This window comes from Pseudomonas sp. FG47 (assembly GCF_057809115.1).
The window spans coordinates 262,546-284,215 of record NZ_JBMDJI010000002.1 but is presented as its reverse complement, the minus strand read 5'-3'; the positions used below and the strand labels follow the sequence as shown (position 1 = coordinate 284,215).

29 protein-coding genes and 2 tRNA genes are annotated in these 21,670 nt (G+C 62.7%); 15 read left to right on the top strand and 16 right to left on the bottom strand.

Annotated elements, in window-relative coordinates; genetic code table 11:
* Window positions 1–52: 52 nt before the first annotated feature.
* From gorA to ACODS5_RS04265, 6 genes are all read right to left on the bottom strand, one after another.
* Entirely contained in the window at window positions 53–1,408 is a 1,356-nt protein-coding gene (gorA, locus tag ACODS5_RS04290) for a glutathione-disulfide reductase (RefSeq protein WP_489108020.1), read from the bottom strand.
* 98 nt (window positions 1,409–1,506) lie between these two features.
* A complete protein-coding gene (gene galU / locus ACODS5_RS04285) occupies window positions 1,507–2,346 on the bottom strand; it encodes a UTP--glucose-1-phosphate uridylyltransferase GalU (protein ID WP_134693690.1) in 840 nt (279 codons plus the stop codon).
* Between the two features lie 47 nt (window positions 2,347–2,393).
* A complete protein-coding gene (locus tag ACODS5_RS04280) occupies window positions 2,394–3,755 on the bottom strand; it encodes a UDP-glucose dehydrogenase family protein (RefSeq protein WP_489108019.1) in 1,362 nt (453 codons plus the stop codon).
* A gap of 93 nt (window positions 3,756–3,848) precedes the next feature.
* Entirely contained in the window at window positions 3,849–4,763 is a 915-nt protein-coding gene (locus ACODS5_RS04275; RefSeq protein ID WP_134693688.1) for a c-type cytochrome, read from the bottom strand.
* Window positions 4,760–5,410, bottom strand: coding sequence for a c-type cytochrome (locus ACODS5_RS04270; RefSeq protein WP_489108018.1), 651 nt, complete (start codon window positions 5,408–5,410; stop codon window positions 4,760–4,762). The genes ACODS5_RS04275 and ACODS5_RS04270 overlap by 4 nt, the downstream gene beginning before the upstream one ends.
* A 146-nt stretch (window positions 5,411–5,556) precedes the next feature.
* A complete protein-coding gene (locus ACODS5_RS04265; RefSeq protein WP_489108017.1) occupies window positions 5,557–5,916 on the bottom strand; it encodes a hypothetical protein in 360 nt (119 codons plus the stop codon).
* 160 nt (window positions 5,917–6,076) lie between these two features.
* Here ACODS5_RS04265 and ACODS5_RS04260 point away from each other — a divergent pair, with 160 nt between their 5' ends.
* From ACODS5_RS04260 to csrA, 8 genes are all read left to right on the top strand, one after another.
* Window positions 6,077–6,379, top strand: coding sequence for a DUF1883 domain-containing protein (locus tag ACODS5_RS04260; protein WP_134693685.1), 303 nt, complete (start codon window positions 6,077–6,079; stop codon window positions 6,377–6,379).
* A 7-nt stretch (window positions 6,380–6,386) separates the two neighbouring features.
* Window positions 6,387–6,557 (top strand): hypothetical protein, encoded by a 171-nt coding sequence (locus ACODS5_RS04255; RefSeq protein ID WP_489108016.1) that lies wholly within the window; start codon window positions 6,387–6,389, stop codon window positions 6,555–6,557.
* A gap of 34 nt (window positions 6,558–6,591) precedes the next feature.
* Complete coding sequence (locus tag ACODS5_RS04250; protein WP_489108015.1) at window positions 6,592–7,662, top strand: NAD(P)H-dependent flavin oxidoreductase; 1,071 nt, start codon at window positions 6,592–6,594, stop codon at window positions 7,660–7,662.
* Window positions 7,663–7,757: 95 nt separating this feature from the next.
* A complete protein-coding gene (gene modA, locus ACODS5_RS04245; protein WP_134693683.1) occupies window positions 7,758–8,516 on the top strand; it encodes a molybdate ABC transporter substrate-binding protein in 759 nt (252 codons plus the stop codon).
* The gene (gene modB / locus ACODS5_RS04240) at window positions 8,516–9,196 is read left to right on the top strand and encodes a molybdate ABC transporter permease subunit (protein WP_134693682.1); all 681 of its coding nucleotides are present in this window, start codon (window positions 8,516–8,518) and stop codon (window positions 9,194–9,196) included. Before modA ends, modB begins: the two co-directional genes overlap by 1 nt.
* A 1-nt stretch (window position 9,197) precedes the next feature.
* Window positions 9,198–10,289: a molybdenum ABC transporter ATP-binding protein gene (modC, locus tag ACODS5_RS04235; RefSeq protein ID WP_489108014.1), complete on the top strand. Its 1,092-nt coding sequence runs from the start codon at window positions 9,198–9,200 to the stop codon at window positions 10,287–10,289.
* 56 nt (window positions 10,290–10,345) lie between these two features.
* The gene (locus ACODS5_RS04230; protein WP_489108013.1) at window positions 10,346–11,356 is read left to right on the top strand and encodes a DNA topoisomerase IB; all 1,011 of its coding nucleotides are present in this window, start codon (window positions 10,346–10,348) and stop codon (window positions 11,354–11,356) included.
* 264 nt (window positions 11,357–11,620) lie between these two features.
* Window positions 11,621–11,821, top strand: coding sequence for a carbon storage regulator CsrA (csrA, locus tag ACODS5_RS04225; protein WP_134693679.1), 201 nt, complete (start codon window positions 11,621–11,623; stop codon window positions 11,819–11,821).
* Window positions 11,822–11,891: 70 nt separating this feature from the next.
* Here csrA and ACODS5_RS04220 read toward each other — a convergent pair whose 3' ends face one another.
* The 4 genes from ACODS5_RS04220 to ACODS5_RS04205 all read right to left on the bottom strand — a co-directional run bounded on the left by ACODS5_RS04220 (window position 11,892) and on the right by ACODS5_RS04205 (window position 15,225).
* Window positions 11,892–12,251 carry a response regulator gene (locus ACODS5_RS04220; protein WP_134693678.1) on the bottom strand — a complete coding sequence of 120 codons (360 nt, stop codon included), beginning with the start codon at window positions 12,249–12,251 and terminating at the stop codon, window positions 11,892–11,894.
* A gap of 4 nt (window positions 12,252–12,255) precedes the next feature.
* Window positions 12,256–13,701, bottom strand: a complete 1,446-nt coding sequence (locus ACODS5_RS04215; RefSeq protein WP_489108012.1) for an ATPase domain-containing protein — start codon at window positions 13,699–13,701, stop codon at window positions 12,256–12,258.
* A gap of 6 nt (window positions 13,702–13,707) precedes the next feature.
* A complete protein-coding gene (locus ACODS5_RS04210) occupies window positions 13,708–14,862 on the bottom strand; it encodes a two-component system sensor histidine kinase NtrB (RefSeq protein ID WP_489108011.1) in 1,155 nt (384 codons plus the stop codon).
* 81 nt (window positions 14,863–14,943) lie between these two features.
* On the bottom strand, window positions 14,944–15,225 hold the full coding sequence (locus ACODS5_RS04205; protein WP_134693676.1) for a hypothetical protein: 282 nt from the start codon (window positions 15,223–15,225) through the stop codon (window positions 14,944–14,946).
* Between the two features lie 101 nt (window positions 15,226–15,326).
* Between ACODS5_RS04205 and ACODS5_RS04200 the strand changes: the two genes are divergently transcribed.
* From ACODS5_RS04200 to ACODS5_RS04190, 3 genes are all read left to right on the top strand, one after another.
* Window positions 15,327–15,539 (top strand): hypothetical protein, encoded by a 213-nt coding sequence (locus ACODS5_RS04200; protein ID WP_134693675.1) that lies wholly within the window; start codon window positions 15,327–15,329, stop codon window positions 15,537–15,539.
* Window positions 15,540–15,632: 93 nt separating this feature from the next.
* A tRNA-Leu gene (locus ACODS5_RS04195) sits at window positions 15,633–15,717 on the top strand.
* Window positions 15,718–15,846: 129 nt separating this feature from the next.
* Window positions 15,847–16,260 carry a DoxX family protein gene (locus tag ACODS5_RS04190; RefSeq protein WP_489108010.1) on the top strand — a complete coding sequence of 138 codons (414 nt, stop codon included), beginning with the start codon at window positions 15,847–15,849 and terminating at the stop codon, window positions 16,258–16,260.
* 170 nt (window positions 16,261–16,430) lie between these two features.
* On the opposite strand, the gene ACODS5_RS04185 is transcribed toward ACODS5_RS04190, so the two are convergent.
* Window positions 16,431–16,616, bottom strand: a complete 186-nt coding sequence (locus ACODS5_RS04185; RefSeq protein ID WP_489108009.1) for a hypothetical protein — start codon at window positions 16,614–16,616, stop codon at window positions 16,431–16,433.
* Between the two features lie 256 nt (window positions 16,617–16,872).
* Between ACODS5_RS04185 and ACODS5_RS04180 the strand changes: the two genes are divergently transcribed.
* Entirely contained in the window at window positions 16,873–17,547 is a 675-nt protein-coding gene (locus tag ACODS5_RS04180; RefSeq protein WP_489108008.1) for a polysaccharide lyase family 7 protein, read from the top strand.
* Window positions 17,548–17,927: 380 nt separating this feature from the next.
* Here ACODS5_RS04180 and ACODS5_RS04175 read toward each other — a convergent pair whose 3' ends face one another.
* Window positions 17,928–18,368 carry an anti-virulence regulator CigR family protein gene (locus ACODS5_RS04175; RefSeq protein WP_489108007.1) on the bottom strand — a complete coding sequence of 147 codons (441 nt, stop codon included), beginning with the start codon at window positions 18,366–18,368 and terminating at the stop codon, window positions 17,928–17,930.
* Between the two features lie 96 nt (window positions 18,369–18,464).
* Between ACODS5_RS04175 and ACODS5_RS04170 the strand changes: the two genes are divergently transcribed.
* Both ACODS5_RS04170 and ACODS5_RS04165 read left to right on the top strand, forming a co-directional pair.
* Window positions 18,465–18,671, top strand: coding sequence for a DUF6434 domain-containing protein (locus ACODS5_RS04170; RefSeq protein ID WP_134692851.1), 207 nt, complete (start codon window positions 18,465–18,467; stop codon window positions 18,669–18,671).
* Window positions 18,672–18,997: 326 nt separating this feature from the next.
* The gene (locus tag ACODS5_RS04165; protein WP_489108006.1) at window positions 18,998–19,462 is read left to right on the top strand and encodes a hypothetical protein; all 465 of its coding nucleotides are present in this window, start codon (window positions 18,998–19,000) and stop codon (window positions 19,460–19,462) included.
* Window positions 19,463–19,641: 179 nt separating this feature from the next.
* Here ACODS5_RS04165 and ACODS5_RS04160 read toward each other — a convergent pair whose 3' ends face one another.
* From ACODS5_RS04160 to ACODS5_RS04150, 3 genes are all read right to left on the bottom strand, one after another.
* Window positions 19,642–20,025, bottom strand: coding sequence for a hypothetical protein (locus ACODS5_RS04160; RefSeq protein WP_489108005.1), 384 nt, complete (start codon window positions 20,023–20,025; stop codon window positions 19,642–19,644).
* A gap of 328 nt (window positions 20,026–20,353) precedes the next feature.
* Window positions 20,354–20,434: transfer RNA gene (locus tag ACODS5_RS04155), tRNA-Cys, on the bottom strand.
* 86 nt (window positions 20,435–20,520) lie between these two features.
* Window positions 20,521–20,769 (bottom strand): hypothetical protein, encoded by a 249-nt coding sequence (locus ACODS5_RS04150; RefSeq protein WP_489108024.1) that lies wholly within the window; start codon window positions 20,767–20,769, stop codon window positions 20,521–20,523.
* A gap of 115 nt (window positions 20,770–20,884) precedes the next feature.
* On the opposite strand from ACODS5_RS04150, the gene ACODS5_RS04145 reads away from it, so the two are divergent.
* A complete protein-coding gene (locus ACODS5_RS04145; RefSeq protein WP_489108004.1) occupies window positions 20,885–21,202 on the top strand; it encodes a hypothetical protein in 318 nt (105 codons plus the stop codon).
* Window positions 21,203–21,321: 119 nt separating this feature from the next.
* Here ACODS5_RS04145 and ACODS5_RS04140 read toward each other — a convergent pair whose 3' ends face one another.
* On the bottom strand, window positions 21,322–21,669 hold the full coding sequence (locus ACODS5_RS04140) for a hypothetical protein (protein ID WP_489108003.1): 348 nt from the start codon (window positions 21,667–21,669) through the stop codon (window positions 21,322–21,324).
* Between the last annotated feature and the right edge of the window lies 1 nt (window position 21,670).

Here is a 21,670-nt window from a genome sequence, read left to right as displayed (position 1 = left end):
CAGCCCTCTCGCGACACAAGGCCGCTCCTACAAATGTCAGCGTCAGAGGCGTTCAGCGGGTTGCGGTGCGCATGGTCACGAACTCTTCCGCGGCGGTCGGGTGCACGCCGATGGTCTCGTCGAACTGCTGCTTGGTCGCCCCGGCTTTCAGCGCGATACCCAGGCCCTGGATGATTTCCCCGGCATCCGGCCCGACCATGTGGCAACCCAGGACCTTGTCGGTGTCCGCGTCCACCACCAGTTTCATCAGGGTCTTTTCCTGGATGTCGGTGAGGGTCAGCTTCATCGCCCGGAAGCGGCTCTCGAAGATCTGCACCTTGTGCCCGGCGGCCAGCGCCTGTTCCTCGGTGAGGCCCACGGTGCCGATCGGCGGCTGGCTGAACACCGCGGTGGGGATGTTCTGGTAGTCCACCGGGCGGTACTGCTCGGGCTTGAACAAGCGCCGGGCCACGGCCATGCCTTCGGCCAGGGCCACCGGGGTGAGCTGCACGCGGCCGATCACATCGCCAATGGCCAGGATTGACGGCGCGGTGGTCTGGTACTGCTCGTCCACGCGGATGTAGCCGCGCTCATCCAATTCCACGCCAGTGTTCTCCAGGCCCAGGTTGTCCAGCATCGGCCGGCGACCGGTGGCGTAGAACACGCAGTCGGCGATCAGCTCGCGGCCATCCTTGAGGGTGGCCTTGAGGCTGCCGTCGTCAAGCTTGTCGATGCGCTGGATGTCGGCATTGAACTGCAGGTCCAGGCCGCGCCTTTCCAGCTCTTCCTTCAGGTGCGTGCGCACCGAGCCGTCGAAGCCGCGCAGGAACAGGTCGCCGCGGTACAGCAGCGTGGTATCGGCGCCCAGGCCCTGGAAGATGCCGGCGAACTCCACGGCGATGTAGCCGCCGCCGACCACCAGCACGCGACGCGGCAGCTCTTTGAGGTAGAACGCCTCGTTGGAGGTGATGGCCAGCTCTTTGCCCGGGATGTCCGGCACCAGCGGCCAGCCACCGGTGGCGATGAGAATATTGGCGGCGCTGTAGCGCTGGCCCTCGACTTCCACCTCGTTGGCCCCGGTGATGCGAGCATGGCCCTGCAGCAAGGCGACGCCGCTGTTGACCAACAGGTTGCGATAGATGCCGTTGAGGCGCTCGATCTCGCGGTTCTTGTTGGCGATCAGCGTGCCCCACTCAAAATGGCCTTCTTCGAGGGTCCAGCCAAAGCCTGCGGCCTGTTCCAGCTCGTCGGCAACGTGGGCGCCGTACACCAGCAGTTTTTTAGGCACGCAGCCGACGTTGACGCAGGTGCCCCCCAGGTAGCGGCTCTCGGCCACCGCCACCTTGGCGCCAAAGCCCGCGGCGAAGCGCGCCGCGCGCACACCGCCGGAACCGGCGCCAATCACGAACAGATCAAAATCATAGGCCATGTATTCACTCTCCTAGGCAGGCGCCCAGCATAACGCCGTTGCCCGCCGCAAACAAAAAAGCCACCCCGAAGGGTGGCTCCTGGACCTGCCGGGCGAACTCAGTACGCCTTGCCGGTCTTGTAATAGTTCTCGAAACAGAAATTGGTCGCGTCGATGTAACCCTCGGCGCCACCGCAGTCGAAACGCTTGCCCTTGAACTTGTAGGCGATCACGCAGCCATCCTTGGCCTGCTGCAGCAGGGCGTCGGTGATCTGGATCTCGCCGCCCTTGCCAGGCTCGGTATTGGCGATGATGTCGAAGATGTCCGGGGTCAGGATGTAGCGACCGATGATCGCCAGGTTCGACGGCGCGTCTTCGGGCTTGGGCTTCTCGACCATGTTGGTCACGCGATAGATGTCGTCGCGGATCATTTCGCCAGCGATCACACCGTACTTGTTGGTTTCCTGCGGGTCGACTTCCTGGATGGCAACGATCGAGCAACGGTACTGCTTGAACAGCTTGACCATCTGGGTCAAGACGCCGTCACCCTCTGGGTTGACGCACAAGTCGTCGGCCAGCACCACGGCGAACGGCTCGTCGCCGATCAGCGGGCGACCGGTCAGGATCGCGTGCCCCAGGCCTTTCATTTCGGTCTGGCGGGTGTAGGAGAACGAGCACCCGTCGAGCAGGCGACGGATACCGACCAGGTACTTCTCCTTGTCGGTGCCCTTGATCTGGTTTTCCAGCTCGTAGCTGATGTCGAAGTGGTCTTCCAGGGCACGCTTGCCACGACCGGTGACGATGGAGATCTCGTTCAGGCCGGCGTCCAGTGCCTCTTCAACGCCATACTGGATCAGTGGCTTGTTGACCACCGGCAGCATTTCCTTTGGCATGGCTTTGGTAGCGGGCAGGAAGCGAGTGCCGTAACCGGCTGCCGGGAACAAGCATTTCTTGATCATATACGTCCTTAACAAGGGCTTTGCGTACGAAATTCGGCGCAGTCTAATCAGGCGGCAGTCACCTTACAATGCCCCGCCCGTGGTCGGCCGATGCCATGATAGAGATATCCCAGTGTAGATAGTTCCGAGGGATCGTAAATATTGCGTCCGTCGAACAGCACCGGCATGCGCATCAGCCCCCTTACACGGATGAAATCGGGCTGGCGAAACTGCTTCCACTCGGTCAGCAACACCAGCGCGTCGGCCCCTTCGACGCAACTGTAGGGGTCCTCGCTCAGGCGCAGTTGGCCACTGGCCACGGCCTGCGGATAACGGTCCGCCACCCCGGCCAGCGCCGCCGGGTCACAGGCCTGGACCTGCGCCCCGGCGGCCAGCAAGGCCTCCAGCAACACCAGGCTGGGCGCCTCGCGCAGGTCGTCGGTACCGGGTTTGAAGGCCAACCCCCACAACGCCACGTGACGACCGCGCAGCACACCGCCAAAATGCTGCCGCAGGGCCTGGAACAGCAAGGCCTTCTGCTCGCTGTTGCGCGCCTGCACGGCCTTGAGGATCGCCGGTTGGTAACCCTGCTGCTCGGCGCAATGCACCAGGGCCCGCACGTCCTTGGGGAAGCAGGAGCCGCCGTAGCCACAACCGGCATAGATGAAGTGGCTGCCAATACGACTGTCGCTGCCGATGCCGCGGCGCACCTGCTCGATATCCACGCCCAGATGGCCACACAAGCCGGCCAATTCGTTGATGAAGGAAATCTTGGTGGCCAGGAAAGCGTTGGCGGCGTATTTGCTGAACTCTGCGGCCCGTGGCGTCATCAGCAGGATTCGCTCGCGGTTACGCACAAAGGGCGCGTACAGCCGCTGCAGGCACTGCACGGCCTGCGCGCTGTCGCTGCCGATGATGATCCGGTCCGGGCGCAGGAAGTCATCGAGGGCGCTGCCCTCCTTGAGAAACTCGGGGTTGCTCGCCACCTCCACCACGAAACGGGCGCCACGGCTGCGCAAGCCGGCGGCAATCTGCCGGGCCACGCGTTCGGCGGTCCCGACCGGCACCGTCGACTTGTTCACCACCAGGCAGGCCCGTGGCAAGTGACGGCCCAGGCTGTCGGCCACCGCCAGCACGTGCCGCAGGTCGGCCGAACCGTCCTCATGGCTGGGCGTGCCGACGGCTATGAATACCACCTCGGCCCGCGCCAGGGCCTGGCTGCAGTCATCGGTGAAACTCAGTTGGCTGCTGCGCAGGCCAGCTTGCAGCAGCGCCTGCAGGCCGGGCTCGTAGATCGGGCACTGGCCCTCGCGCAGTTGCGCCAGGCGTGCCTTGTCGTGCTCCAGGCAAACCACGCGGTTGCCCATCTCGGCGAAACAGGCGGCCGTCACCAGCCCCACGTACCCCGCTCCGATCACACACAGTTCCATGGCCACGCTCCTTTGAAGGTTGCGGCCATGGAACATCAGCGGGGATTGCAGGGCGGTGACAAGGCTGGGGCAAGGTGATGACAGGCCTGTACCTCAGCCGCCGATGCCCTGCCCGATCAACACGCCATCGACCTTCTGCCCATACAGGTTGACCCCATCGTTGGCATGGAACTTCAGCCGGGTCTTCTCGATCGAGCCCTCGACCAGGCGTGGATCCTGCGGCCGCTCATGGCGGTTGATCCAGGCGGCCACGTCCCAGGCCTGCTGATCGCTCAGGCTGCCAGGCTTGCCCAGCGGCATGTTGTACTTGATGAACGACGCGGCGGTGTTGATCCGGTGCATGCCGGCCCCCCAGTTGTAGGAGTCCTTGCCCCACAACGGCGGCATCACATACTCCCCAGCCACCTTCTGCCCTTCGCCGTTGTCGCCATGGCAGATTGCGCACTGCTGCTGGTACACCTGCTGGCCCCGCTTGAAGTCGTAGCCAGCTGCCGGCCTGGGGACCTCGGGGTAGCCACGCCCGGCAATCTCCACGCCCGTCGGCGCCTGGGTCGACAGCCAATAGGCGTACACGCTCAAGGCGGTCATCTGTGGGCTGTCGGCCGCCGGAGGCTTGCCGTTCATGCTGAAGGTGAAACACCCCTGGATACGCTCAGCGAAGGTATTGACCTTGTCATTTTTCTTGCGATACGCCGGGTACATCGGGTAGGCGCCCCACAGCGGCGCCGAATGCGCCATGCGCCCCTGGTCCAGGTGGCAATTGCTGCAGTTCAAGCCATTTTTCGCAGCTTCGGGCATCAACCGCCGGGTATCGACGAACAGCGCATGGCCCTCGCGGACCATCTTGCCAAAGGCGTTGTCCGGAATCGCGTTTTCCGCCGGCGGGGCAAACTGCGGCTCAGCCTGCACACCGGGGACCTTGAGCTGGGACTGGTCTTCCATGGCGATAGGCGCGGCCTGGACACTGCCGATGGCCAGCAGCAGCAGGGTTGGGATCATCGGCTTCATGGCTTGACCTCCGGGCTGGACAGCTTGGCGAAGTAATCGGCGACTTCCTTGACCTCGGTGTCGGTCATGGCCTTGGCCACGTTGACCATCAACTGGTTGGGGTCGTTGCGGCGGCTGCCATCGCGCCAGGCGTTGAGCTGGGCCACCAGGTAGCCCGCCGGCTGTCCGGCCAGGGGCGGAAAGTGCTCGCCGATGCCGCTGCCGCCCGGCCCGTGGCATTGCACGCACCCGGGGATCTGCCGGCTCCAGTCGCCATACAGCGCCAGGCGGGTCACCGGGTCGTCGGCGATCTGCTGGCGGCGCACGTCGGGCGCGGCATCGGCGGGCAAGCTGTTCAGATAAGCGCTGACCGCCTCGATTTCCGCAGGCGCCATGGCCTTGGCCAAAGGTTCCATCACCGGCTGCCTGCGGCTGCCGTTGCGAAAATCGTCCAGTTGCTTGGCCAGATAACCGGCGGACAAGCCGGCCAAGCGGGGGAAGCCGGCGGCGGCAATGCCTTTGCCATCCGGCCCGTGGCAGCCGATGCAGGCCATGGCGGCGGGGTTGTCCCCGCCCTGGTTGAAGATTTTCTGGCCGTCGGCAGCGTGCGCCGAGGGCCAGGCCAGGATCAGCAAGCTGCCGATCACGACGGGGCTCAGGGGTTTCATCACGGAGGCTCCATTTTCCTTGTTATAAGCTTAGGCTTAAACGATATAAGCCCAGAAATACTAGGCTTATTCCCCGGCCTGCGACAACGTGCCGCCGGGAAGGAAAGTGGCAATGAGCCAGTTAATCGCTTTTTAACTGAGCCAGATCAAGAACCGGAGATGCACTGGGTAGCCGAAGTACGCACGTCGCCCAGGCGCAGCGGGAAGTTGTTCAGCCGTTCGTAGACCTTGATTGCGCTACCGCTACCACGCTTGTCGATGTCCAGCAAAGCCGCTGGGCCGGCACCGGAGGAGAGTTTTTGCGGCACGATCAGGCGCAAGCCGTCATCGCGCACTTGTTCCTGCAAGGGATCGCGGCTATCGGCCAGTTTGCGCTTCACGCACTCGGCATATTCGCGCGGCGATTTGCCGGACATCACGTCCAGCGTCGCGTGGGACTGTTCCAATTCAGAAACGCTGACACAACCACCCAACGCCAGCGACACTGTTGCTACCACCCATTTCATTGCTGCTCTCTCCACCTTCAAAGTCATCCTGTGACCACATCCATGCCGATTTGCTCCCTGGTATGGCAGAAATCTCCCTGGCGGGGCCAGCCGGGCGCAAGTGTAACCGCACATCGTGATATCGTGCGCGTTTGCAGAACCAATCCTTGCGGAGCACCCCATGAAATTCGTACACCAGCGCGAGCACTTGAACGAGGACGATATCGTCGTCATCGAGTGCTCCCAGCGCTGCAACATCCGCCTGATGAACGACGCCAACTTCCGCAGCTTCAAGAACGGCGGTCGACACACCTATCACGGCGGCCATTTCGACAAGTTCCCGGCGAAGATCACCGTGCCCAGCACCGGCTTCTGGAACATCACCATCGACACCGTGACCACACGCCCTATTTCGGTCACGCGCAAACCGACCCTGACCCACAAGATCAAGATCATTCGTCGCTCGTCGTCGAAACTCGGATAACCACAGCATGAGCCAGACCACCAAATACGTGATCAAGTACAAGCTCGACGGCCAGCGTCGCTGGGATTTCGCCCAGATGCCCGACGCCTCCCTGGAACAGGCGCAGCAAGCCCTGCGCAAGATCCACGGCGAGGACGCCGAGAAGATCAGCGACATCCAGGTCAGCAAGGCCCTGTAATCACGCCCGACACACCGCACTCAAGGAGTCGCCCATGAGCACCTGGCAAGACCGCCGCATCCTCGACCTGCTGGGCATCGAGCTGCCTATTCTCCAGGCGCCCATGGCCGGCGCCACGGGTTCGGCGATGGCCATCGCCGTTGGCAACGCCGGCGGCCTGGGCGCCCTGCCCTGCGCCATGCTCGACGGCGAACAGATTCGCAGTGAGATCGCAGCGTTTCGCGAAGCCTGTCAGGGCCCACTCAACCTCAACTTCTTCTGCCATCAGCCGCCCGCTCCCGACCCGGTACGCGATGCGCGCTGGAAGCAGGCGCTCAAGCCTTATTACGATGAAGTCGGCGCTGACTTCGACGCCCCCACACCAGTGTCCAGTCGTGCGCCGTTCGATGAACAGGGTTGCCTGCTGGTCGAGCAACTGCGCCCGGAGGTGGTCAGTTTCCACTTCGGCCTGCCGCCTGCAGAACTGCTGCAACGGGTGAAAGCCAGCGGGGCCAAGGTCCTGTCCAGTGCCACCACCGTGGAAGAAGCCATTTGGCTGGAGCGGCACGGCTGCGATGCGATCATCGCCATGGGCTACGAGGCCGGCGGCCATCGGGGCATGTTCCTGAGCGACGACCTCACCAGCCAGATCGGCACCTTCGCCCTGGTGCCACAAGTGGTCGATGCGGTGCGCCTCCCGGTGATCGCCGCTGGCGGCATCGCCGACCACCGGGGCCTGCGCGCCGCCCTGGCCCTGGGCGCCTCGGCGGTGCAGGTCGGCACCGCCTATCTGTTCTGCCCCGAAGCCAAGGTTTCCCCGGCCCACCGCCATGCCCTGGACACCGCGCCGGCGAGCGCGACGGCGCTGACCAACCTGTTCACCGGCCGCCCGGCACGGGGCATCTACAACCGCATCATGCGCGAACTGGGGCCGATGAGCGCGCTGGCGTCGCGGTTTCCACTGGCCGGTGGCGCGCTGATGCCGCTGCGGGCGATCAGCGACCCACAAGGCAACAGCGACTTCAGCAACCTCTGGTCGGGCCAGGCGCTGCGCCTGGGGCAACCCATGCCCGCAGGCGAGCTGACGCGGCTGATCGCCGGCCCGACAGCAAAAGCTGACCTATAGATCAGGAATTTATCACGCTCCCCCTTCCCGACGGATGGCTGCTCGCTATATATTTCGCACCATAACGAAAACCGCCATCCTCTGGAGCCGTTCGCATGCGTATTCGCCTGTCCCACCTGGCCGTCAGCACCCTCGCCAGCCTTGTCTGCCTCAACAGTGCCTGGGCCGATGAAGTCCAGGTTGCCGTGGCCGCCAACTTTACAGCGCCGATCCAGGCCATCGCCAAGGACTTCGAGAAGGACACCGGCCACAAGCTGGTCGCCGCCTATGGCGCCACTGGCCAGTTCTACGCACAGATCAAGAACGGCGCCCCGTTCGAAGTGTTCCTCGCCGCCGACGACAGCACCCCGGCCAAGCTCGAGCAGGAAAAGGAAATCGTCGCAGGCTCGCGTTTCACCTACGCCATCGGCACCCTGGCCTTATGGTCGGCCAAACCAGGTTACGTCGACGCCCAGGGCGAGGTACTGAAGAAGAACGACTTCAAGCACCTGTCCATCGCCAACCCCAAGGCCGCGCCCTATGGCCTGGCCGCCACCCAGGTGCTGGACAAGCTGAAACTGACCGAGGCCACCAAGGCCAAGATCGTCGAAGGCCAGAACATCACCCAGGCGTTCCAGTTCGTCTCCACCGGCAACGCCGAACTGGGCTTCGTCGCCCTGTCGCAGGTCTACAAGGACGGCAAGATCAGCGAAGGCTCGGCCTGGATCGTGCCTGCCGAACTGCATGATCCGATCCGCCAGGATGCGGTCATCCTCAACAAGGGCAAGGACAACCCAGCGGCCAAGGCCCTGGTGGACTACCTCAAGGGCCCGAAGGCTGCCGCGGTGATCAAGTCCTACGGTTATGAAATCTGATGCCGCTGGACGCCAGTGACCTGGGCGCGATCTGGCTGACCATCAAGCTGGCCAGCCTGACCACCGCCATCTTGCTGGTGCTGGGCACGCCCATCGCCTGGTGGCTGGCGCGCACCCGCTCCTGGCTGCGCGGGCCGATCGGCGCGGTGGTGGCCCTGCCCCTGGTGCTGCCGCCGACGGTGATCGGCTTCTACCTGCTGCTTGCCCTCGGGCCCCATGGCTGGATCGGCCAGGCAACCCAGGCCCTGGGCCTGGGCAGCGTGGTGTTCAGTTTCACCGGCCTGGTAATCGGCTCGGTGGTGTACTCCATGCCGTTCGTGGTGCAACCGCTGCAGAACGCCTTCGGCGCCATCGGCCAGCGCCCGCTGGAAGTGGCCGCCACCTTGCGCGCCAGCCCTTGGGACAGCTTCATCCACGTGGTCCTGCCGCTGGCCCGCCCCGGCTTCGTCACTGCCAGCATCCTCGGCTTCGCCCATACCGTGGGCGAGTTCGGGGTGGTGCTGATGATCGGTGGCAATATCCCCGACAAGACCCGTGTAGTCTCGGTGCAGATCTTCGATCACGTCGAGGCCATGGAATACGCCCAGGCCCATTGGCTGGCCGGGGCCATGCTGGTGTTCTCCTTCCTGGTGCTGCTGATGCTCTACGCTGGCCGCCGCAGCAAGGCTGGCTGGAGCTGAGATGAGTGCATCGATACAGGCGCGGCTGAAACTGGCGCGCGACGACTTCACCCTGGATGTCGACCTGCAACTGCCGGGACGCGGCATCAGCGCGCTGTTCGGCCACTCCGGCTCGGGCAAGACTTCCTGCCTGCGCTGCCTGGCAGGCCTGGAGCGCGCCGCCAGTGCCTACATCGAGGTCAACGGCGAGGTCTGGGAAGACAGCGCCCGCGGGTTTTTCCTGGCCCCGCACAAGCGCCCGGTGGGCTATGTGTTCCAGGAGGCCAGCCTGTTCCCGCACCTGTCGGTGCGCGGCAATCTGGAATTTGGCTGGCGCCGCGTCGCGCCCGAGGCGCGCAAGATCAGCCAGGAACACGCCTGCCAGCTACTGGGGATCGGCCACCTGCTGGCGCGCAAGCCGGCCACGTTGTCTGGCGGCGAGGCGCAACGGGTCGGCATCGCCCGGGCCCTGCTCAGCAGCCCGCGCCTGCTGTTGATGGACGAACCCCTGGCGGCCCTGGACAGCGCCCGCAAGCGCGAGATCCTGCCGTACCTGGAGCGCCTGCACGACGAGCTGGACATTCCGCTGATCTACGTCAGCCATGCCCAGGATGAAGTGGCCCGCCTGGCCGACCACCTGGTGCTGCTGGAGCAAGGCCAGGCCCTGGCCAGCGGGCCGATCGGCCAGACCCTGGCCCGCCTCGACCTGTCGCTGGCCCAGGGCGAGGACGCCGGCGTGGTGCTCGAAGGCGTGGTGGTCGGCCATGACCCGCACTACGGGCTGTTCGACCTGCGCCTGCCCGGCAGCGAGGGCCCACTGCTGCGCATCGCCCACCCCAAGCTGCATGTCGGCAGCACCCTGCGGCTCAAGGTCCAGGCCCGCGACGTCAGCCTGGCGCTGACCGCGGACACCGCCTCGAGCATCCTCAACCGCCTGCCGGTTCGGGTGCGCGAGTGCCGCGCCGCGGACAACCCAGCCCATGTCCTGGTGAGCCTGGAGGCCAACGGCAATGCCCTGCTGGCGCGCATCACCCGCTACTCGGCTGAGCAGCTCGGCGTGCAGCCCGGCCAGCGGCTGTGGGCGCAGATCAAATCGGTGGCGCTGCTCGGCTGAGCAACAACGAGGCGGCTGTTGTCCATTGCAGCACCACCACTGCCTGGATCGCGCCCATGCCCGACTGCCCGCTGCCCGCCGCGCTGCACTATGTCGATGACACCCAGCCTGGGCTCAGCCGGCGGCGCTGGCGTGAGCACTTCCATTACTACGACGCCCAGGGCCAACGGGTACGCGACGCGCAGACCCTGGCCCGCATCGCCGCCCTGGTGATCCCCCCGGCCTATACCGATGTGTGGATCTGCGCCGACCCGCAAGGTCATCTGCAGGCCACCGGGCGCGACGCCCGCGGGCGCAAGCAGTACCGCTACCATGAGCAATGGCGCACGCTGCGCGACCAGCACAAGTACGGGCGCATGCTGGCGTTCGCCGAGGCCCTGCCGACACTGCGCAGGCAGTTGGACGCCCACCTCGCCCGCCCCGGCCTGGACCGCGAGAAAGTCATGGCGCTGGTGATCAGCCTGCTCGACAGCACCCTGATTCGCATCGGCAACCGCCAGTACCTGCGCGATAACCGCTCCTATGGGCTGACCACCCTCAATACCCGCCATGTGCAGGTCAAGGGCAGCACCCTGCGCTTCCAGTTCCGTGGCAAGCGCGGGGTCGAGCACAACGTCACCCTGCGCGACCGGCGCCTGGCCGGGCTGGTCAAGCGCTGCATGGAATTGCCCGGCCAAGCGCTGTTCCAGTACCTCGACGAACAGGGGCAGCGTCACAGCGTCGGCTCCACCGAGGTCAACCAGTTCCTGCAGCAACTCACCGGCGCCGACTTCACCGCCAAGGACTACCGCACCTGGGCCGGCAGCAGCCTGGCGTTGGCGCTGCTGACGCCGCTGGCCTGGCAACCGGACAGCGAGGCCAGGCGCCAGGTCGCCGCGACCGTGCGGCAAGTGGCCGCGCACCTGGGCAACACCCCAGCGGTGTGCCGGCGCAGCTACATCCACCCGGCCGTCCTCGAGCACTTTCACCTGGGGCGCCTGGCCGGGCTGCCCCGCGCCCGCCAGCGCCAGCGCCTGGAACGCGAGGAGGTGGCGCTGCTGCGCTTCCTGCAAGCGCTGGAGCCCTGAACGATCATTGACGCCGACTATTTACCCCATCGAGCAGAGAAATTTCCCATATGAGGCCAAGCCCCCTATCCTTGCCACCGAGCACCTTCGCCGACGGCCATCGCCGCATGTCGTTCGGCCCCTGCGACTAAAGACCGGCTACAGAATTTGTCTGCCGGGGAATTACTATCCGCCGAAAGCGTCTTTAATGAGAAGGAAGAGGGACAGGCTCCCACCGTTGGGCACAATGGCCCCGCGGTTTTCTACACCACCAAGGAGAACTACATGCTGATACTCACCCGCAAGGTTGGCGAAAGCATCGTCATCGACGATGACATCAAAGTCACCATTCTGGGCGTCAAGGGGATGCAAGTGAGGATCGGTATCGATGCACCCAAGGATGTCCAGGTGCACCGTGAAGAGATCTACAAGCGAATCCAGGCCGGCAGCCCCGCGCCAGAGAAAGGCAACGACGAGCAACACTGAAGCCTGCCGCATCATGCCGCACGGATGCGCCTGATCCCTTGCCCGCCCACGCGGGGTGCCACTTCGAGCCTCAGCGCTCCAGCAATTCCCGCACCGTGGCGATCATCCGATCGATGTCGAACGGCTTGTCGAACACCGCCGCGAACGCGTCTGGGCTGACCCGCCCCTGGCTGGCCTGGGCGCCGCTCATGAGAATGACTGGCAGGTCTTTGAGCCGCGCGTCACCGCGGATCGATTGCAGCAGTTCTTCGCCGTTCTTCCTGGGCATCATGTAGTCGGTGATCACCAGGTCCACATGCTTTTCCGCCAACGCCTCCAGGGCTTTTTCCCCATCACCGGCCTTTTCCACCAGGTAGCCTGCGTCCTCCAGGGCGAAGCCGAGGATATCGACTATCAGGTACTCGTCGTCGACGATCAGGATGGTGTTCATCCCATCAGCGATCTCCTTGAGTGGTCGCCGAACCGCTGAGCACCCCGCTGGCACCGTCGAACGCCCTGGCAAGGCTGATGCCCGTTGCGCCCAGGTTCAATGCCTGCAAGGCCGGGTCGTGGTCACTGTCACGCACCTTGACGATCGACAACGCCCGGTGCAGTTGCGCGTCGAGCTCGGCGAAGCGCATCAACACCAGGTTGTCGACGATACTGGACAGGTCCGGGGCCGGCGCGGTGATTTCCGCACCGAAGATATCGCGCATTTCCCAAGTCAGCAGCACAGTGACGCCGCGGCCACGCAACTCGCCGGTCAGCGCACGGAAGAACGCGTTCAGCCGTGCCGGCTCCATGGCCAGGCGGCCGAATGCGCCAAGGCTGTCGATCACCACGCGCCTGGCGCCCATTGCGCTCACCTGTTCCAGCAGCCGAGCAGCGACCTGGTCCAGCAGCCCCTCGGTGGTCGGCTGCCAGCTCAACTGCGCTATGCCTCGGTTTTCCAGAGCGGCCAGGTCGTAGCCCAGGGCCGAGGCCTTCAGGCGCAAGCGCGCAGGTGTTTCGTAAAAACCGAAATGCAAGCCTGGCGCCGCCTCGCTGGAGGCTGCAAGAAAAGCGATGCCCAGCGCCGTCTTGCCTACCCCCGACGGCCCCATCAACAGGGTCACCGAGGCTTCGGCCAGGCCACCACCGAGCATGGCATCCAGGTCGGGCACACCGCTGGCGACCCGGTTCAGGGTCTGCGCGCCCAACTGGCTTGGCCGGCTGTAGAGCGCTTCCAGGCGCGGATACACCTGCAGCCCGGCATCGTCGATCAGGCATTCGTGACGCCCCGACAGCGCCGCGCTGCCCCGCGTCTTGCGCAACTGCAGCTGACGCAGCGCAGTGCTGCCGAGCAACTGTTCGCTCAACTCGATCACCCCGTCGACCATGGTGTGCTCCGGGCTGCCCTCCTCCAGCCGTGCGCTGGTCAGCAACAGCAGGGTACAGCCGGCGAAGGCGGCGTGGCCTTGCAGTTCGGAGACGAACTTCTTGGTGTCGAGGCTGGTTTCAGCGCGCGAACGAGCATTGAGCAGGCCATCGACCACCAGCAACGTCGCCTGCTGCCGGGCGATCTCCTGGCGCAACAAGCGCACCACGGCATCCAGGCCCTCCTGCTCCAGCGTGTCGAAGGCACTGACGAACTGGATGCTGTCGCCGACCAGCGTCGGGTCGAAGAAGCTCAACGTCGACAGGTACTGGAACAGGCGCTCATGGGACTCGCTGAGCAGCGTCGCCACCAGTACCCGTCCGCCATCGCGCACATGATTGCAGGCCAGCTGGTTGGCGAGGATGGTCTTGCCCGCGCCTGGAGGGCCCTGGACGATATACGAGGCGCCCGCGACCAGGCCGCCCTTGAGCAGCGCATCGAGCCCTTCGATTCCGGTGGGCAGGCGTTTGAGAGGCTCTACCATGGCGGTCTATTCCTCAGTCGCCAGCGGGTCGGCACACGCTGGCAGGTACAGGCTCATGCAGGTGCCGACTCCAGGCTGGCTGGTCACGCCAATGGCACCCAGGCTTTGCCGGGCGAAACCATAGGCCTGGCTCAGGCCCAGGCCGGTGCCTTTGCCAAAGGCCTTGGTGGTGAAGAAGGGTTCGAATATTCGCGGCAACACCTGGGGGTCGATGCCCTGGCCATCGTCATGCACTTCGAAACGCACGAAGCGCCCCTGCAGGCCTTCCACCTGCCCGGCCAACTCCACGCACTCGACCACCAGGTGGATGCACCCTGCGCCCTCGATCGCATCACGGGCGTTGAACATCAGGTTGAGCAGGACCATCTGCAACTGCCCGGCGTCCACCTCAATCATCGGCAGGTTATCCGCGACCTGCTGTTGCAGTTCGATATCCCGGGGCAAGGCATGCTCGAGCAAGCCGCAGGTCGCGACAATGACCTCGGCCGGTGCCAGTCGGGTGACGCTCAACTGACGATGGCGGGCGAAGCTGAGCAATTGCCAGGTCAGTTGCGTGCCGCGCTGGCCGGCGTCGAGGACATGTTCAAGCAAACGCCGGATGCGCGCCGGGTCCTGGCTGTTGAGCGCCAGCCGCGCGGAACTGAGGATAATGGTCAACAGGTTGTTGAAGTCGTGGGCCAGGCCACCAGTCAACTGCCCCAGGGCCTCGAGTTTCTGCGCCTGGAACAGCTGGGCGCGCATGGCATCGAGTTGCAATGCCGACTCACGGCGATCGGTGATGTCGCGGGTGACCTTGGCCAAGCCAATGACCTGGCCCTGGCCGTCGCGAATGACATCGAGCGCCGCCAAGGCCCAGAACTGCGTGCCATCCTTGCGCACCCGCCAGCCCTCATCCTGGGCTCCGCCCTGGTCGAGGGCCTGCTGCAACAAGCGTTGTGGGCGCCCATCGGCGCAGTCCTGGGCGGTAAAGAACAGCGAGAAATGTCGCCCGATCACCTCATCGGCGCGATAGCCCTTGATACGCTCGGCGCCCGCGTTCCATGACACCACATGGCCAGAGGGGTCGAGCATGTAGATAGCGTAGTCGACCACCGCCTGAACCAGCTGTTCATAGCGCGCCTCGGACATGACCGATGGGGAGGTGCGGCCTGTTGCAACCATGCGAGCTCCGCAAGCACCGCGAAAGGACATATTGAGCGTAGTCAAAAAGTCCCGCCAAGGCCGGGTGTCAGGCGACGACCGTCAGTTATCGCGCTCTATCAGCGATGGCATCAGGCGCCGCGGCATCGCCACTTTCAGCAACCACAGGCCAATCAGCATGATCAGCCCGCCACCGCCCAGGGCCATGAAGCGCTGTGGCTCGGGGTGCTGCGGGTCGAAGCCCAGCATCAGCAGGTAAGCGCCCAGGCTCATGAAACCGGCATACAGGAACGCCCCCACCAGGCACACCTGGATGAACAGCAGTCGCCAGAACAACTTGGGACGCACGGTGCGCCCGGCGGAATTGGAGGGAGTCCCTGACATGGTGGCACGCTCAATTGGATCCAATGGCCCAACAGTGGCGCAATGGCAGCAATGTGTCAATTGGCCTATAGTGCCCCGCCTCATGCACCCCGGAACCCGAGATGATGTCGAACCTTCGCATGCAAGGCCTGCAGGACGACCTGCTGCGCACCGCCAGCGAACTGGACGAGCTGTGCCAAGCCCTGGACGGACATACCCAGTACCTGCGCCACTCGGTGCACCAGGCGGATGCCACGGCCATGCACAGCCATGCCCAGGACCTGCGCCACAGCGCCGACGACATGCGCCAGATCGCCGACGCCATCGAGCCCTGAAGTCGGCGAGCGGTTGACGCTTCTATAACAATGGGTTATAAAGCCGCCTTGATTTGCAGGCCCTTCTGCCCATGAAGCGCAGCGGTCAAACGTGCGAGTGTGGTGGAATTGGTATACACAGCAGACTTAAAATCTGTCGGCGTGAGCCTTGCGGGTTCGAGTCCCGCCACTCGCACCATCTTTTGTCGATGAAGGCGCCTTGTCAGGCGCCTTTTTCGTAGGCGAATCTATTGCGTGAGCCGACCTGCAAGCAATGCGCCATGTAGCTGCTAGAGTGGACAATGTCCCTGTCCACCGGAGCGCCGCCATGCGCTATACCCTGCTCGAAGGTCAACGCGACCTTATCCTCCTGCTTGCCCGCATCCTGCTGATGATCCTGTTCGTGGTGTCCGGCTGGGGCAAGCTGACCGGCTTCGAAGGCACGGTCGGCTACATGACCTCGCTTGGCGCGCCGGCGCCAACGCTGGCGGCAGGCGTGGCGGTGATCATGGAGTTCGCGGTCGGCATCCTGCTGATTCTCGGCTTCTATACCCGCCCACTGGCCCTGCTGTTCGCCCTGTTCGTGCTCGGCACTGCGCTGCTCGGCCACCCGTTCTGGAGCATGGTCGACCCCGAGCGCAGCGCCAACATGACCCAGTTCCTGAAGAACCTGAGCATCGTCGGCGGGCTGCTGGCCCTGGCGGTTTCCGGCGCTGGGCGCTTCTCCCTCGACCGCCGTTGAGCGGCTGCCCACGCACGATGGCCGCGACCTTAGGGCCTGTATGACATGTTTCTGCGCGAAGGCCAGACAAGGCGAAACGTGGGAGCCAGCGCAGTGTACTGGCGTACATGAGCATTCCCAGCCCCGTTTCAACTCAGCATGGGCGAGTGCAGATACATTTCGTACAGAGTCTAGTCGTCGCAGTCGTCGTGCCAGGCCGGGTGCTCATCATCATCGAAGTCGTCGAGCAGCTCCTCGTCTTCTTCCACATCATCCATCGCACCGTGGGCATCCGCCTCAGGATCGAAATGGTCGTGGAATTCGTGATCGAGCAAATGGTCGTGCTCAGGTTCGGGCAGCTCGTCTTCGTCGCGCATCGCAGGCTCCAGTAACAACAGCCCGCCTGTATAGGCCGTTCGGCATGCCCGGTCAATCTTTCCCACCGTTAACCCTGACTTAACCGACAAGGCGCAGGTTAGAGGCTCTCCCTTCAAAACGTTCTTGCCCGCCACTGCGGCGGGCTTTTTTCTGTGCCCGTCAACCCCCTGTCGGCCCGCCACGGCTTTCCTTGAACTTGGTCCCCCTTCCCGGGGCTCGCACAAGAGCAGGACTTCTTAACAAGGAGAAACAGCAATGGCCGTGAACATCGACAACCTGACCATCACCACCCCGGTCGCCAAATCAGCCACCAACCCCGTCGCCCTAGAACTGACAGGCGCCCAGGCCCTGACGACCTTGCCGCAGGTGGTCAAGCGCCTGGCCGATGGCACTGTGCGCCTGATGGCGCCGACCCGTGGCGCCGCAAGCAAGAGCACCCACCGCACCCGCTGCGAATGGAAAGAACCCATCTACTGGGCCCTGGGCAGTGCCAGGCGCCACCACAACCACCAACGCATGCTGTTGCAGCAGGTCAACACCGCGCAGAAGGTGGTGATCGCGCAGATGCACGTGAAAGACGACGACAGCCCGGCGATCAAGGTGTTCTGGAACAAGGGCAAGATCACCCTCGGCTTTCGCCAGGACTACAACCAGGTGACACCAGTCAACAGCACCCTGCTCGCCGAAGTGCCGCTGGGCGCCCCGTTCGATATCACCATCGACGTGAGCGCGGCAGGCGCGGCTACAGTGACAACCGCCTGCAATGGCCGTAGCGCCAGCACCGGCGGCTTGCAGTTGGCGCCGAGCTGGAGCGGTCGCACCTTCAATTTTCACGGTGGGGTGTACAACCAGATGGACTTCAGCGATAGCACGCCTGCCGAGGACGCTTCGGCATGCGTGATCAGCCAGCTTGACTTGACTCATCAGTAAGTGAATTGGCCCACTCCTTGGCGCGGGCACGATCAGCGACTGCGGGTCGATCAACCACCAGGCCATGCTCGGAAGAGATCGACCCACGGTAATACGCCATGGAAAAGCGCAAGAACGATGAAAAATTCAGTAACGGTTATTGAGGCCTGAAAGCCATGGCCTTCACGAAATTCTGACATTCATGAAGGCAGACTGGCCTGGCTTCGATACGTTCTGTTCAACCCGCCACCTTGGCGGGTTTTCTTTTTTCTGCTGTTTTGTTCTTGAAATGTCTGCGCGTTGACAACTTTTTCACCTGGGCCATGGCATGGTGAAAGCTCATCCGTGAAACACTTGGCCCGCCCTCCCCAGCGGGCCTTTTCTTGCCCGTTGCATAGCCCCTAGTCGAATGCCCCCTCGAGCACTTCGTAAATAAGGCCAGTCGCGACCGCGACCAGAATCAGGTCGACACCTACCTGCATCCACTCATACCCTTGATAACGCGGCAACTGACCCAGCAGCCGGCCATCCAGCTTTTTGGCGATACCGGGCGGCAACGGTTTGCCGCGCGCGAGGTTTTTCTGGATGCCAGGCGGCAGTGCCGGGCTCGAGCCCCAGTAGCCACGATGGCCATTGAGGATGTCAAACACATGGCCCCGATCAATCGAAGGGCCGCCGTTGCGGGTGTGGCTACCAGCATCGTGCTTTCCACCTGAATTACCATGCTGTTGCTGACCTTGGCCATGGCCCTTGCCATTACCGGGGTCGGCAAACGACAAGCAAGGGGTCAGCGCCAGCAATATCACGGTCGTGCATGCAACAATTGTCTGATTTCGGCTCATGCTCTGATCCTTGGCCACAGAGAGATAGCTTGCACTGTAGACCACGGCGAGTGCTGCTACGCTCATCCGGGTATGTCGCTCATCAGGGAGAAGGTCATGAGCTTCGACTGGCACGCGGGGCCGATCACCCGCACAACACCGCTGGACAAGCACTATCGCAACACGCAAAAGGTCAGGCGGTTTCTCATCGGCGAATGCGGCGAGGCCTTCAAGTTCGACCGTGCTTTCATGGCGTGGATCAAGAGCGGGGCAGCGACCACCATGGGCGAGGTTGCTGATCACTGGCTACACACGCACAGTTGACGCGTGCCGGTCCGCGAATGCTTGGCATAGCGTGTAATGAATGCTGAACCACAACATGGGCAACTTGGCTCAACTGCCCTGGCACTGGAAATTCGGGTAAAGCCCGAAGGGCGATCACCAAGCCTAAGCGCAAGCGCGAATAAGGCTTGTCGGATACGCTACAATCTTTCGCTTATTTTCTCTTTGCAGCCTGGTTCATCGATAACGCTCTGGCAGCTGGTCGAGCAGCCACTAAGTGCCTGACGCCCCTCTTCAACTGCTCTGAACAAGGCGGCCGAGTACGCTTGAACTCAACGATAGATTCAGTTTTACCAAGGATTTGCTCTGTGTTTTCCGTCCCCAGCATCAATGCATTATTCACCGACCGAACGACAGTACAGGAAGCAGCAGATAGCATAGCCAGCCTGTACCGAGTGCCGTTGCTCGCTTTTGCCGTTCGCCCAGCGCTGATTGGCGCGGCCATGGCTGCGATCCTGTGGTTTCCCTTCGGTGTTGCCGGCATCGCCGGAGGCATGCTGCCTATAGCACCTTTTACCTGGATCCACTATCGGCGATTCAGCAAATCACGCAAGGCCGTTGAGGCAGAGATGGTGGGCCGGCTGCTGCTGGGCCTGAAAGCGCTGGATATCCCGCAGGGAGCAGCCGAGGCCATGATAGGCCTGTGGCTGAACAACACGCGTCGCGGGTTTACCTTCGATATCGATAGGGAGATTCGCCTGTACGATGCAACCCTATCGCCAGAAGCCATTGCCCGCCGAGAAGCAGAAGCAAGTGTGCGTCGTAATGAATAGCCGGTGGTCCCAGCCAACATCAATACCTGCTGGCGCCCCCTAATTCGCGGCGTTTTTGGGCCGTATTGGCAAACACCACACCAGGCAATAATAAAAGACCTCGGCGAACACCGAGGCCTGATCCCTGTCACGAGAAAGCAGGGCAAGAACGAGTGGCTGCTAACACCGGTCTTCGCGGTTTAAGGCAACAGATCGTAGGTGACGCAAGCGCGACTTGGGGCGCCACCGTTTGCAGTAATCCAGAGCCCATACCCAGCAGGAATTTGCACCTGATAGGGGAGCTGCTGAACAGCGCCAGGCCCAAGTGTCACAAGAACAGGTTTTCCGACGGTATCGGTGGCGCTTTTAGGAGCCACAGTGCCTGTAACAAGACCGGCCCAGCTCGCCCCAGTAAGCGAGCAAGTGCGAATAACAGCGCCAGCTACGTTGTCAGCAGGCTTGATGATCGCGTCAATGCCATACACATCGGTAGCGTAGGACTTTGCACCAACAGTTACTACTTCCATTCTTTCACCTTTTAAGTCGACTGATTTTGCGGAAAATTCCGCTTCCATGTCGCTCAAAGGCGATCGCTTTTTGCTTTTCCACGGAGAACCCAGGACGACGTCAGAGAACGCACACCTGCAGCTACCGAGACAGGCGTATAATCTCATCAATACACTGTACATGCAACCAGTGTTTTAATTCCTGATCGCTACCTGCTGGCCAGCCAAGGTTGCGTCGGAAATCGAAAAAGAGATCACGAAACGCGTTTACAGGCGCGTCGAGGAGATTGTCAGCCCTACAAAGTAACAGCTGATGCGGAAACGATGACTGATTATGCGGAAACGATCTGCTTTTCTCGGCGCAAAGAAAAACCCCGCAGACCTAGATCTGCGGGGTTTCGAATAGTGGAGGCCGAGGTCGGAATCGAACCGGCGTAGACGGATTTGCAATCCGAGACTAATTTTCTTTATTTTCAGTGACTTAGACTAAAATCGATTCCGCACTAAAGCTATACCTGTGCGCCTGGAAGCCTTTAAATTCAAGGCGCACAAATCTAGTTGCGGAACTGTTTTTCACCCCTCCTCCGGCGTTCTGCCGACCACGATCCGTCCTAGCTCGTCCCTCTCCCACTCCTCTGCAGATTCATACCTGAGCAGGCCGATGGCCCATGCCTCCTCGTGCTCCAGCAGCGCCCAGGTCCTTGCCGCCTCGGCAAGCTCCAGCATGTCGGACAGCGGGCCAGCATCGACCTCTCGCCTGCGGCTGGCCGCATAGGCCATTTCGTTGAGCACTGCTGCCTTCACTGGTGATCCGGTAGGTATCCACCGCTACCTCCAGAAGGCCGTCGCGACCAGGCAGTACAAAACAGTAATGGCACTTCGACACTGCGCAAGTTTAAGATCTGTCGGCGACAGTAATCTCACAAGGAAATGCGTTTTGAAGAAGTTCATCTGCTCCCTGGCCTTGATCGGCATGACCTCCCACGTAGCTGCTTCCGAGGCTACCCCATCGCAATTTACCGTCCCTGGCTCCTCCGATCATGATTTCGCGGTGGCTTGCTGGGATCAGGGAAAAGCCACCTTCACGATCAACAAAAGTAAGAACAACGATTACAGGAATGCTCGCAACATCGTATTCACCGACATGAGTGGCGGGCGGGTAGCTATTAGCCTGCTGCACGGGTTTGGAAATGCCGACAAGCCGAGCACCTACCTCACGTCTTCGACTGAACGGTGCGAGGCCTATCAACAATAAACATGCGCTGGACTTGGTCGAGAGGACCATGGTGGCGCGGCTTACTGCCAACTCGGATTCAACGACAGGCTGAAGCCGCCGCCTCCAGCTGCTTCTCGTATCCGATCCGCTGCCGACGCTCAGTAGCCGTTCGCCGTGAATGCGAAGTTCGCAAGACATAGCAGCAAAGCGGTGCATCCCAAAAGCGTATCGATAATGCATCGACGCCTCAGTCGTTCACCTTGCTCACGAAGGGTAGCGTCCGCCAACCCTTGATAACGGCGCTTGTACAAAAATGACATCATCTTGAACTCGACGCCCGTCTTGAAATAGACGGGCCCCTTGGTCCCAGGCAGGAACTCGGGACAGCGCGAGGTCAAGTCGCCCAGATACTTTCTGAAGCAGTACTGCGTGATCAGCGCCCTGATGAACCCGACTGCAAACACCAGCAACATCAGAACACGAGTCCAAACGGCCAAATCCTTCACA

Excerpts from the sequence above, each read along its gene's own strand:
- ACODS5_RS04200 (WP_134693675.1), top strand. The coding sequence starts at position 15,327 with ATGATGTCGAACCTTCGCATGCAAGGCCTGCAGGACGACCTGCTGCGC.
- modC (WP_489108014.1), top strand. The coding sequence starts at position 9,198 with ATGAGTGCATCGATACAGGCGCGGCTGAAACTGGCGCGCGACGACTTC.
- ACODS5_RS04180 (WP_489108008.1), top strand. The coding sequence starts at position 16,873 with ATGGCCGTGAACATCGACAACCTGACCATCACCACCCCGGTCGCCAAA.
- ACODS5_RS04215 (WP_489108012.1), bottom strand. The coding sequence starts at position 13,701 with ATGGTAGAGCCTCTCAAACGCCTGCCCACCGGAATCGAAGGGCTCGAT.
- modB (WP_134693682.1), top strand. The coding sequence starts at position 8,516 with ATGCCGCTGGACGCCAGTGACCTGGGCGCGATCTGGCTGACCATCAAG.
- ACODS5_RS04260 (WP_134693685.1), top strand. The coding sequence starts at position 6,077 with ATGAAATTCGTACACCAGCGCGAGCACTTGAACGAGGACGATATCGTC.
- ACODS5_RS04175 (WP_489108007.1), bottom strand. The coding sequence starts at position 18,368 with ATGAGCCGAAATCAGACAATTGTTGCATGCACGACCGTGATATTGCTG.
- ACODS5_RS04205 (WP_134693676.1), bottom strand. The coding sequence starts at position 15,225 with ATGTCAGGGACTCCCTCCAATTCCGCCGGGCGCACCGTGCGTCCCAAG.
- ACODS5_RS04250 (WP_489108015.1), top strand. The coding sequence starts at position 6,592 with ATGAGCACCTGGCAAGACCGCCGCATCCTCGACCTGCTGGGCATCGAG.
- galU (WP_134693690.1), bottom strand. The coding sequence starts at position 2,346 with ATGATCAAGAAATGCTTGTTCCCGGCAGCCGGTTACGGCACTCGCTTC.
- gorA (WP_489108020.1), bottom strand. The coding sequence starts at position 1,408 with ATGGCCTATGATTTTGATCTGTTCGTGATTGGCGCCGGTTCCGGCGGT.
- ACODS5_RS04280 (WP_489108019.1), bottom strand. The coding sequence starts at position 3,755 with ATGGAACTGTGTGTGATCGGAGCGGGGTACGTGGGGCTGGTGACGGCC.
- ACODS5_RS04220 (WP_134693678.1), bottom strand. The coding sequence starts at position 12,251 with ATGAACACCATCCTGATCGTCGACGACGAGTACCTGATAGTCGATATC.
- ACODS5_RS04265 (WP_489108017.1), bottom strand. The coding sequence starts at position 5,916 with ATGAAATGGGTGGTAGCAACAGTGTCGCTGGCGTTGGGTGGTTGTGTC.
- csrA (WP_134693679.1), top strand. The coding sequence starts at position 11,621 with ATGCTGATACTCACCCGCAAGGTTGGCGAAAGCATCGTCATCGACGAT.
- modA (WP_134693683.1), top strand. The coding sequence starts at position 7,758 with ATGCGTATTCGCCTGTCCCACCTGGCCGTCAGCACCCTCGCCAGCCTT.
- ACODS5_RS04230 (WP_489108013.1), top strand. The coding sequence starts at position 10,346 with ATGCCCGACTGCCCGCTGCCCGCCGCGCTGCACTATGTCGATGACACC.
- ACODS5_RS04210 (WP_489108011.1), bottom strand. The coding sequence starts at position 14,862 with ATGGTTGCAACAGGCCGCACCTCCCCATCGGTCATGTCCGAGGCGCGC.
- ACODS5_RS04270 (WP_489108018.1), bottom strand. The coding sequence starts at position 5,410 with ATGAAACCCCTGAGCCCCGTCGTGATCGGCAGCTTGCTGATCCTGGCC.
- ACODS5_RS04255 (WP_489108016.1), top strand. The coding sequence starts at position 6,387 with ATGAGCCAGACCACCAAATACGTGATCAAGTACAAGCTCGACGGCCAG.
- ACODS5_RS04275 (WP_134693688.1), bottom strand. The coding sequence starts at position 4,763 with ATGAAGCCGATGATCCCAACCCTGCTGCTGCTGGCCATCGGCAGTGTC.
- ACODS5_RS04185 (WP_489108009.1), bottom strand. The coding sequence starts at position 16,616 with ATGCGCGACGAAGACGAGCTGCCCGAACCTGAGCACGACCATTTGCTC.
- ACODS5_RS04170 (WP_134692851.1), top strand. The coding sequence starts at position 18,465 with ATGAGCTTCGACTGGCACGCGGGGCCGATCACCCGCACAACACCGCTG.
- ACODS5_RS04190 (WP_489108010.1), top strand. The coding sequence starts at position 15,847 with ATGCGCTATACCCTGCTCGAAGGTCAACGCGACCTTATCCTCCTGCTT.